The following is a 9,859-nucleotide window of genomic DNA, read 5'->3' on the forward strand; positions in this document are numbered from 1 at the left end:
GGTGGTCCTGTATGTACGCCGGTGGCTGGCCGCCCCGGCCCAAGGCCCCGACGGAACTCTCGTCGCTCGGGACCGCGGCACCCCTCAGGGCTCCGCGGTCTCGCCCATCCTGGCCGACCTGTTCATGCACTGGGCGTTCGACGCCTGGATGACCCGGAACCACCGGGGGATCCCCTTCGAGCACCCGCCGTCGCGCCCAGACCGCGCAAGGTGCTCGTCCGCCTCGGAGCGACCGCCGCCGCCGCTCCATTGGCCCCCGTTTACCTACTCTGACGTTCCACCCCGTTCCGAGTTCACCGAGCGTGACGGTCCCTCAGGCCGCCGGCCGACGACATGGAATTCGGATTCTTTGGAACAGCGGCGGTACCGGCGGGCCTACGAGCGGGCCTTCTCGACCAGGCGGCGGGCGATCACCCTGAGTGCGAGCACCTCGTCGGCGCCCTCGAAGATCGACAGCACGCGCGCGTCGACGAAGTAACGGCTCACGGGGAACTCCTCGGCGTAGCCCATGCCCCCGTGGATCTGCAGCGCCTCGCGCGAGATCCACTCGGCGGCCCGGCACACGTAGGCCTTGACCATCGACGCCTCGAGGGCGCCCTCCCCCTTGGCCATCAGCCGGGCCACCTGGTACGTGAACTGCCGGCAGGCCTGGATGATCACCGCCATGCGGCCGAGCTTGGCCCGGGTCAGCTGGTAGTCGACGATCGGGGAGCCGAACACCGTGCGGTTCTCGGCGTAGTCGAGGGCCGCCTCGTAGGCCGCCTGCATGACGCCGAGAGCCCGCGCCGCCGTCTGGAGCCGCCCGTTCTCGAAGCCCTCCATCTGGAGGTAGAAGCCCCGCCCCAGCCCCTCCCGGCCACCGACCAGGGCGTCGTCGGGCACCCACCAGCCGTCGAAGGCCAGCTCGTAGGAGTGCATGCCGCGGTAGCCGATGGTGTCGATGGGGCGGCCCTCGAGCTTTCCGGAACGCCCCTCCTGCTGGAACACGAAGCCCTTGCCGTCGCCGCGCGGCTTGGGCACCACGAACAGCGAAAGGCCGCGGTGGGCCTTGGACCGGTCCGGGTCGGTCCGGGCCAGGAGCATGAGCACGTCGCCGCGCGCCGCGAACGTGCACCACGTCTTCACCCCGTTGATCAGCCAGCCGCCGCCCTCGGCGGGGGTGGCGGTGACCTTGAGGCCGGCCACGTCCGAGCCGAAGTCGGGCTCGGTGACCGACACCGCCACCATCACCTCTCCCGTGGCGATCTTCGGGAGCCACTCGCGCTTCTGCTCCTCGGTCCCGCCCCGGACCAGGGCCCGGGTCAGGATCTCGGGCCGGGTGATGAGGGATCCGCCCACCCCGAGCGAGGCCCGGGCCAGCTCCTCGGTGGCCACGACCATCCCGAGGTAGTCGCTCTCCCCGCCGGTGGCGTAGCCGCCGTACTCCTCGGGCACCGACAGCCCGAACCCGCCGATCTCGGCCAGCCCGGAGATCACCTCCTCGGGGATGTCCCCGTTGGTGCGGTGCACGTGCTCGGCCACGGGCCGGATCCGGTCCTCGGCGAAGCGGCGGAAGGTCTCCTGCACCAGTTGGAAGTCCTCGTCGAGGTGGCGGTCCCCGGGCACCCCGGCCAGGCGGGCGAGGAGCTCGGGGTCCCGCCCGGCCCGCACGAACGGCAGGGCGGGGTCCAGGGCGCCCTCCATGGCGTCGAGGCCCCACTCCTGCTCCCGGCCGAGGGCGCGGGTCATGACGTCGTGGACGACGTCGGCGGCGAAGGCCCGGGCCAGCGCCGACTCGTCGTCCCCCTTCGGGGCGTACTCGGCCAGGACGTGGGCGGCCACGTCCACGGCGGCGGCGGCATGGGCCACGTCGTAGGCCACCACCTGGTGGTCGTCGGTGCCGTTGGGCGCGGCCGCCAGCCGGGTGACGGCGCCGTCGACGGCGATGCGGGCGAGGTCGAGAGCGTGGCGGGCGCGGTCCAGATCGTGTGCCGACATGGCCGGCAGGTTAGGAGGCGCAGTCAGGTGGGCCGCCGGGCGACGACGGTCACCAGCGGCGGCAGCACGACCGGCTCGTCCCCCGGGTCGACCTCGGTGAGCGACTCGAGATAGGCGGCCACCGGGCCGGGGCCGGCGGCGGCGGGGGCCTCGGCCCAGGCGTCGACCACCTCGAGGCCGGCCTCCCGGGCCAGGGCGGGCAGCAGGGCGCCGACGTCGGGGTGGCGGGCGTCGGGCATCGAAAGGGGCCGGCCCCCGATCCGCCCGGCGGTGGTGACCGGCTCCTGGCACACGACCCACCCCCCGGGGCGGACCGCAGCCCCCATGCGGCGGATGACCACGACGGGGCGGACGACGTGCATCAGGAGGAAGCGGCAGAAGGCGAGGTCCACCGGCTCGGGGAGGAGGAGGTCCTCCCCGGCCTGGGTGATCGCCAGCACCTGGGCCCGGCTGCCGGCGGCGGCCGCCACCTCGTCGCGCGCCCGGGGGTCGGAGTCCACCGCGTAGACCCGCCCGTCGCGCCCGACCACCTCGGCCAGGGCCACGGTCACGTCTCCGCCTCCGGCCCCGACGTCGACGCAGCGCCACCCCTCGCGCAGCCCCAGCCGGTCGAGCGCCGTCGCCAGCGGCCGGCGGTACACGTCGTTGCGCAGATCTAGCTCGAGGATGGGTCGCTCCCGTAACGACGGAGCAGGCCGCGGGCGATCACCAGGCGCTGGATCTCGTTGGTGCCCTCGCCGATGATCATCAGCGGGGCGTCGCGGTAGTAGCGCTCGATCGGCAGGTCGGTCGTGTAGCCGTAGCCGCCGTGGATGCGCATCGACTCGGTGGCGATCTCCAGGGCGGCCTCGGACGCGAACAGCTTGGCCATGCCGGCCTCGACGTCGGCGCGCTCGCCGCGGTCGAGCTTGCCCGCCGCCGACCGGGTGAGCAGGCGGGCGGCCTCGAGGCGCGTGGCCATGTCGGCCAGCTTGAACTGGATCGCCTGATGGGCGGCGATCGGGGACCCGAAGGTCTGGCGCTCCTGGGCGTAGGCGATCGCCGCCTCGAAGGCCGCACGGGCCACCCCGCAGGCGCGGGCGGCGATGTTGACCCGGCCCAGCTCGAGCGCCCCGAGGATCTGGGGCAGGCCCCGCCCCAGGCTCGGGGCTCCGCCCAGAACGGACGCGGCCGGGACGCGGTGGTCCGCGTACGACATCTCGACGGTCTCGATGCCCTTGTAGCCGAGCTTGGGGATCGAGCGCGAGACGCTGATCCCGCCGAAGGTGGGACCGGGCTCCTTCTCGACGATGAAGCAGGTGACTCCTTCGGGCGCCCGGGCGGCCAGGGCCACGACGGCGGAGCGCTCCCCGTTGGTGACCCACATCTTGGTGCCGTTGATGACGTACTCGTCCCCGTCGGGCTCGGCCCGGCAGGAGATGGCCCGGGTGTCGCTGCCGGCGTCGGGCTCGGAGAGCGAGAGGGCGCCGCGCGCCTCGCCGGTGGCCATGCGGGGCAGGATCCGCTTCTTCTGCTCGTCGGTCCCGTGGAGCCGGATGAGGGTGGCGGCCATGGTGTGGGTGTTGACCGCGCCGGTCAGCGACATCCACCCCGCCGCCAGCTCCTCGACCACCCGGGCGTAGGTGCTGACGTCCATTCCCAGGCCGCCGTGCTCCTCCGGGATGGTGCAGCCGAACAGCCCCATCTCGGCCATGGCCGCGATCAGGTCCTCGGGATAGGCGTCGGCGTGCTCGAGGTCGGACGCGACCGGCAGGACCGACCGGCGGACGAAGGACCGGACGGTCCCGACGATCTCGTCGGCCAGGGCGGCGTCCACGGGCGGGCATGGTAGGCGAGGGCGGGAACAGGTAGCTTCGCCCGGCGATGACCGTGTACGAGCGGCCCTTCGGCCGTTACTTCGAGGATTTCGAGCCGGGGGACGTCTACCGGCACTGGCCGGGCAAGACCGTCACCGAGTACGACGACCATCTGTTCTGCATGATCACGATGAACCACCATCCGCTGCACACCAACGCGTGGTTCGCCGAGCACGAGACCGTGCACAAGAAGAACGTGGTGGTCGGGAACCTGGTGTACTCCCTGGTGCTGGGCATGAGCGTCCCCGACGTGAGCGGGTCGTGCATAGCCAACCTCGAAGTGGAGTCGCTGACCCACAAGAAGCCGACCTTCCACGGGGACACCATCTACGCCGAGACCCGGGTGCTGGAGCGGGTCCCCTCCTCCTCGAAGCCGGACCGGGGGATCGTGACGGTGGAGACCAAGGGTTTCAACCAGCGGGGGGAGGAGGTCTGCTACTTCCGCCGCAAGCTCATGGTCTGGAAGCGGGACGCCGCCCCGCCCCGGCAGCGCCCCTACCCCCCCGACGTCTGGGACTGAGGGCCCTTCCTCCCAGGATCAGCCAGGTAGGGGCCCGGGCGGGGGGTCGGGCTCAAGGGCCGGCCCGGCAGGTGCCGATAAAGCCCCTATGGCCCACGACTGGCTCGACGCGCTCCTGGGGACCCTGGACGCGGTCGACGGTTCCGACCTCCACCTGAAGGCCGGCTCCCCGCCCCGGATCCGGGTCCACGGGCGCCTCCAGGCCGTGACGGGGGAGGTAGTGGTCGTCCCCGGCGTGACCGCCGAGGTGGCCGCCGCCATCATGAGCCCCGAGGTGCACTCCCGGTTCGAGGAGCGCCACGAGGCCGACTTCGCCTACTCGGTCCCGGGGCTGGCCCGGTTCCGTGTGAACGCCTACTCGCAGCGCAACACGGTCGGGCTCGTGTTCCGCCGGGTCCGCACGACCGTGCCCGGCTTCGAGGAGCTGGGCCTGCCACCGGCGGTGGCCCGCCTGTCCGGGGAGCCCCGCGGCCTGGTCGTGGTGACCGGCCCGACCGGCTCCGGGAAGACGACGACCCTCGGCGCCATGATCGACCTGATCAACCGCACGCGCGAGTGCAACATCGTCACCATCGAGGACCCCGTCGAGATCCTCCACGCCGACCGCATGGCGTCGATCAGCCAGCGGGAGATCGGGACCGACACGAGCAGCTTCGCCATCGCCATGCGCGCCGCCATGCGCCAGGACCCCGACGTGATCCTGGTCGGCGAGATGCGCGACCTCGAGACCGCCGAGGCAGCTCTCACCGCCGCCGAGACCGGGCACCTCGTGCTGTCGACGCTGCACACCATCGACGTGGCCGAGACCGTCAACCGCATCGTGGACGTGTTCCCTCCGCACCAGCACTCCCAGGTGCGCGTCACTCTGGCCGGCGCCCTGCGCGGCGTGATCTGCCAGCGCCTGGTGCCCCGCTGCGACGGGGACGGACGAGTGGCGGCGGTCGAGGTGCTCGTGGCCAACGGCCGGGTGCAGCAGTGCATCCTCGACCCGCAGCGGACCAGCGAGATCTCCGACATCGTGGCCGAGGGCGAGTTCTACGGCATGCAGACCTTCGACCAGTCCCTGGCCCGCCTGTACGGCCAGGGCATCATCGACCTGCAGGCCGCCCTGGCCTCGGCCAGCCGCCCCCACGACCTCCGGGTCATGCTCGAGAGCGGGGGACTCGTCGCCACCGGGGTGTGACCCTCGTCACATGACCTGTTGTTCGAACGTGCACCAGGGGTAAATTCACCTCCAAGGTAACGGGGGGTCAGCGCTGAGAGTCACCTTCTACGGAGTGCGGGGATCCTGTCCCTGTCCGAGCGAGGCCAACCGGCGCTATGGCGGCAATACGGCCTGCGTGGCCCTGGAGGTGGACGGCCAGCCGCCCATCATCCTCGACCTCGGCACCGGGCTGCGCCAGTTCGGTCTGGGCCAGCCCACCGACGGCTCGTTCCGGGGGACGGCCCTCATCACCCACGTGCACTGGGACCACGTCCAGGGCCTCCCGTTCTTCCCCCCCGCCGACCGGGTCGGCGCCTGCTTCGACGTCTACGGGCCGCGCCAGGACGGGGAGAGCCTCGGGGAGGTGTTCAGCGGGCTGATGCGTCCGCCGTACTTCCCCGTGCAGTACAGCGACCTGCGCGGCCGCATCGAGTTCCACGACGTGGAGGACGACGTGTTCCCCGTCGGGGAGGCCAAGGTGAAGGCCCGCCCCATCCCCCACATCGGTCCGACCGTGGGCTACCGGATCGAATGGGGCGGCGCGGCGCTGGCGTACATCAGCGACCACCAGCAGCCCCTCACCGGCCACGAGATCTGTGAGGCGGCGCTCGAGCTGGCCGACGGTGTCGACCTGTTGATCCACGACGCCCAGTACACGCCGGCCGAGTTCGCCGAGAAGGCGCACTGGGGCCACTGCACCGTCGACTACGCCGTGCTCGTCGCCAAGGAGGCGGGCGCCCGCCGGCTGGCGCTGTTCCACCACGACCCGGCCCACGGGGACGACGACGTGGACCAGCTGCTCGACGGGGCCCGGTGCCTCGGCGCCATGGCCGGCCTCGACGTGGTGGCGGCGTCGGAGGGGCTGGTCGTGGAGCTCGGCCCCCAGGGTGAAGGAGCGCTGCGGCGGGTTAACGTCACCGGTTGATGAGCCGGGTCGATCTGCCGGGAGAGGGCACCCGGCCCGACGCCGCCCAGTTCCGGACCGTGCTCGGTCACTTCGCCAGCGGGGTGGTGGTCGTCACCGGGACCACGGCCCAGGGCCCGGGCGGGTTCACGTGCCAGTCGTTCACCTCGGTCTCGCTCGATCCCCCGCTCGTGGCGATCTTCCCCGGCAAGTCCTCGACCAGCTGGCCCGGAATCGGTGAGTCGGGTGCCTTCTGCGCCAACGTGCTGACCGAGGAGCAGGAGGCCCTGTGCCGGGCCTTCGCCGTGTCGGGCGGGGACAAGTTCTCCGGGGTGGGCTGGAGCACGGCCGCCACCGGCTCTCCGGTGCTCAACGACGTGCTGGCCTGGATCGACTGCCGGGTCGAGGCGGTCCACGACGCCGGTGACCACCTCGTCGTGCTCGGTCGGGTGCAGGAGATGGCCTACTCCAACGGCCGGCCTCTCCTCTTCTACCGTGGCGGCTTCGGCGGCTTCACTTCCTAGACAGCCCGGAGGGGCCCGTGCCCGAGGTGAAAGAGTCCCCCGAGATAGCCGGGGTCCTGGTGGTGGTGCCCGACGTCCACGGTGACGCCCGGGGCCGGTTCGTCGAGAGCTTCCGCCAGGAGTGGCTGCCGGTGTCGGCGCCCCCGATGATCCAGGGCAACCGGGTCGACCGGCGCACCGGTGCCCTGGTCGGGTTGCACTTCCACCTCCACCAGTCCGACTACTGGTACGTCATCCACGGCCGGGCGCGCACCGTGCTGCACGACCTGCGCCGGGGGTCGCCGACGCTGGGCCGCACTCTGCTCGTGGACATGGACGGTGACGCCGGGCCGGGCGTGTACATCCCGCCGGGCGTGGCCCACGGCTTTGCCGCCCACACCGACCTCACCCTCACCTACCTGGTCGACGGCTACTACAACCCCGACGACGAGCTGGGCGTGGCGTGGGACGATCCGGACATTGCGGCCGACTGGGGCGTAACCGATCCGGTTCTGTCGGGACGCGACCAGGCCAACCCGCGCCGGCGCGATCTTCCCGAAGCACTCACTCCGACCTTTGGTCCCCCCGGTACGCCTGTAGGTCTGCCCAGGTAACAGCCGTCCGCAGGGAGAAAACTCTGTCGGGAAATTGCAGAATGGGCCAGCCACGCTTATGGCGGGGCCCGGCGCCCGCCGGGCTGTGCGGCCAGGACGGAGTATGACGATGGAGCTGCGGTCGATTGGCGGAGCCCAGGTGGTGGCAGCGGCCACCGCCGACGTGGGAGCGACGCGGGAGCGGGTCCGGCAGTCCCGGATGCGGAAGCTGGCCGTGGTCCTTCTGCCGATCGCCGGCCTGCTGCTGGCGCGGGCGATCATGCACCCGGGTGCGGGCATCGGTATGCCCCACATCCCCTCCGGGTTGGTGCCGTACCTGCCCGGCTTCATCCTCGTGCTCCTGCTCTCGGTGGCTCTCGTGCTGCCGCTGCTCGGGGCGGGGCGCTCCCCGCACGTCCTGTACCGGCCCGGTGAGATCGACGTCCGCTTCGACGACGTGCGCGGCGCCGGGATCGTCCTCGACGAGGTCGTGAAGACCCTCAACCTGTTCCTGGCCCACCGCACCTTCTCCGAGAAGATGGGCGGGACGCCCCGCCGGGCCATCCTGTTCGAAGGGCCGCCCGGAACCGGCAAGACCTATCTGGCCAAGGCCATGGCCGCCGAGGCCGGGGTGCCGTTCCTGTTCGTGTCGTCGTCGGCCTTCCAGTCGATGTACTACGGCCAGACCAACCGCAAGATCCGCTCGTACTTCAAGGCCCTGCGCCGGTACGCCCGCCGCGAGGGTGGCGCCATCGGGTTCATCGAGGAGATCGACGCCATCGGCGCCGCCCGCTCCGGCATGGGGGGCGGAGGAGGCCGCGAGGGCATCGCCGGCGTGGTCAACGAGCTGCTCATCCAGCTGCAGTCCTTCGACCAGCCCACCGCCGGCTCCCGGGTCACCGGGTGGCTGGTCGACCTGGCCAACTCCTGGCTGCCCGCCTCGCGCCAGCTGCGCAAGGGCAAGCCCCAGCCCGCCAACATCCTCGTGATCGGCGCCACCAACCGGGCCGCCGACCTCGACCCCGCCCTCCTGCGCCCGGGCCGGTTCGACCGCTCGATCTACTTCGACCTACCCACCCGGGCCGGGCGGCGCGACATCATCGACTACTACCTCGAGCGCAAGGCCCATCATCCCGAGCTCGACGAGTCCGAGCGCCGCAACACCCTGGCCGCCATGACCTTCGGGTACTCGCCGGTCATGATCGAGCACCTCTTCGACGAGGCGCTGGTCTGGGCGCTGCGCCGGGGAGCCGACCGCCTCTCGTGGGACGACGTGCAGCAGGCCAAGATGACCGAGGAGATCGGGCTGGCCCAGCCGGTCGAGTACACCGAGGCGGAGCGGCGGACGATCGCCACCCACGAGTCGGGCCACGCCACGGTCGCCTGGCTGGTCGGCAAGGGCCGCAAGCTCGAGATCCTCTCGATCATCAAGCGCCGAGAGGCTCTGGGCCTGCTGGCCCACTCCGAGACCGAGGAGCGCTTCATGAAGACCCAGTCCGAGGTCGAGGCGCTCATCCAGATCGCCTTCGGCGGGATGGTGGCCGAGGAGCTGTTCTTCGGCGAGACGAGCTCGGGTGTCTCCGGTGACCTGCAGGCCGCCACCACCGCCGCCTGCCAGATGATCGGCAGCCTCGGCATGGGCAGCTCGCTGGTGTCGGTCGAGGCCATGCAGAGCGCCGCCGGCGGGAACGTGGTGGTGAAGGTGCTGGCCGACGAGTCGTCCCGCCACGAGGTGGAGGCGCTGCTGGCGCAGTCCCGGGACCAGGTGCGCACCATGCTCGAGGACAACCGCCACATCGTCGAGGGGCTCCGCGACGCCCTGCTGGACCGCGACGAGCTGGTGGCCCAGGAGATCCTGGAGGTGATCCGGGGCTCCGAGGAGCGCACCTACGACCTGCGCCCGGCTGCGCCCGAGCCGGTCTGAGGGGCGCTAGCCGACCCCGAGGGTCTCGAGCACGAAGGCCAGGATGAAGGCCTCGTCCCGCCAGGCGTCGTAGCGCCCGGACGGGCCCATGTGGCCCGCCCCCATCTCGACCTTGAGCAGCACGGGACGGCCCGACGTGGTGCTCTCCCGTAGCCGCAGCACCCACTTGGCCGGCTCCCAGTAGCTCACCCTCGGGTCGTTGAGACCGGTGGTGGCGAGGATGGCCGGGTAGGGCCGGGACGCCACGTTGTCGTACGGCGAGTACGACTTCATGTACCGGTAGACCTCGGCGTCCGCCTTGGGGTTGCCCCACTCCTCCCACTCGATGACGGTGAGCGGGAGGGTCTCGTCGAGGATCGTGGTCAGGCAGTCGACGAA

Annotated in this window: 10 protein-coding genes; 6 read left to right on the plus strand and 4 right to left on the minus strand. The window is 71.5% G+C overall.

All coding sequences use genetic code 11. The features are described from left to right. Window positions 1-375: 375 nt before the first annotated feature. Genes VFW24_00365 through VFW24_00375 form a run of 3 tightly spaced genes read right to left on the minus strand, consistent with a single transcriptional unit; the run spans window position 376 to window position 3,793 of the window. Window positions 376-1,977, minus strand: coding sequence for an acyl-CoA dehydrogenase family protein (locus VFW24_00365; protein HEX5265203.1), 1,602 nt, complete (start codon window positions 1,975-1,977; stop codon window positions 376-378). Between the two features lie 23 nt (window positions 1,978-2,000). Continuing rightward, a complete protein-coding gene (locus VFW24_00370) occupies window positions 2,001-2,618 on the minus strand; it encodes a methyltransferase domain-containing protein (GenBank protein HEX5265204.1) in 618 nt (205 codons plus the stop codon). 14 nt (window positions 2,619-2,632) lie between these two features. Beyond that, entirely contained in the window at window positions 2,633-3,793 is a 1,161-nt protein-coding gene (locus VFW24_00375) for an acyl-CoA dehydrogenase family protein (protein HEX5265205.1), read from the minus strand. 47 nt (window positions 3,794-3,840) lie between these two features. Here VFW24_00375 and VFW24_00380 point away from each other — a divergent pair, with 47 nt between their 5' ends. The 6 genes from VFW24_00380 to VFW24_00405 all read left to right on the plus strand — a co-directional run bounded on the left by VFW24_00380 (window position 3,841) and on the right by VFW24_00405 (window position 9,481). Next, window positions 3,841-4,353 carry a MaoC family dehydratase gene (locus tag VFW24_00380; GenBank protein ID HEX5265206.1) on the plus strand — a complete coding sequence of 171 codons (513 nt, stop codon included), beginning with the start codon at window positions 3,841-3,843 and terminating at the stop codon, window positions 4,351-4,353. A gap of 88 nt (window positions 4,354-4,441) precedes the next feature. Further along, entirely contained in the window at window positions 4,442-5,536 is a 1,095-nt protein-coding gene (locus VFW24_00385; GenBank protein ID HEX5265207.1) for a PilT/PilU family type 4a pilus ATPase, read from the plus strand. A gap of 157 nt (window positions 5,537-5,693) precedes the next feature. After that, window positions 5,694-6,482: an MBL fold metallo-hydrolase gene (locus VFW24_00390; GenBank protein ID HEX5265208.1), complete on the plus strand. Its 789-nt coding sequence runs from the start codon at window positions 5,694-5,696 to the stop codon at window positions 6,480-6,482. Continuing rightward, complete coding sequence (locus VFW24_00395; protein HEX5265209.1) at window positions 6,482-6,985, plus strand: flavin reductase family protein; 504 nt, start codon at window positions 6,482-6,484, stop codon at window positions 6,983-6,985. The genes VFW24_00390 and VFW24_00395 overlap by 1 nt, the downstream gene beginning before the upstream one ends. A gap of 17 nt (window positions 6,986-7,002) precedes the next feature. After that, window positions 7,003-7,578, plus strand: a complete 576-nt coding sequence (rfbC, locus tag VFW24_00400; GenBank protein ID HEX5265210.1) for a dTDP-4-dehydrorhamnose 3,5-epimerase — start codon at window positions 7,003-7,005, stop codon at window positions 7,576-7,578. A gap of 109 nt (window positions 7,579-7,687) precedes the next feature. Next, window positions 7,688-9,481, plus strand: a complete 1,794-nt coding sequence (locus VFW24_00405) for an AAA family ATPase (GenBank protein ID HEX5265211.1) — start codon at window positions 7,688-7,690, stop codon at window positions 9,479-9,481. A 6-nt stretch (window positions 9,482-9,487) separates the two neighbouring features. Here VFW24_00405 and VFW24_00410 read toward each other — a convergent pair. Beyond that, window positions 9,488-9,859: prolyl oligopeptidase family serine peptidase (locus VFW24_00410; GenBank protein ID HEX5265212.1), on the minus strand; the 372-nt coding region annotated here is incomplete at its 5' end.

The organism is Acidimicrobiales bacterium (assembly GCA_036273495.1).
In the GTDB taxonomy this organism is placed as follows: Bacteria; Actinomycetota; Acidimicrobiia; order Acidimicrobiales; family JAJPHE01; genus DASSEU01.

Bases quoted from the DNA above. Each gene is read 5' to 3' on its own strand.
- VFW24_00365 (HEX5265203.1), bottom strand. From the start codon at position 1,977: ATGTCGGCACACGATCTGGACCGCGCCCGCCACGCTCTCGACCTCGCC.
- VFW24_00380 (HEX5265206.1), top strand. From the start codon at position 3,841: ATGACCGTGTACGAGCGGCCCTTCGGCCGTTACTTCGAGGATTTCGAG.
- VFW24_00385 (HEX5265207.1), top strand. From the start codon at position 4,442: ATGGCCCACGACTGGCTCGACGCGCTCCTGGGGACCCTGGACGCGGTC.
- VFW24_00395 (HEX5265209.1), top strand. From the start codon at position 6,482: ATGAGCCGGGTCGATCTGCCGGGAGAGGGCACCCGGCCCGACGCCGCC.
- VFW24_00405 (HEX5265211.1), top strand. From the start codon at position 7,688: ATGGAGCTGCGGTCGATTGGCGGAGCCCAGGTGGTGGCAGCGGCCACC.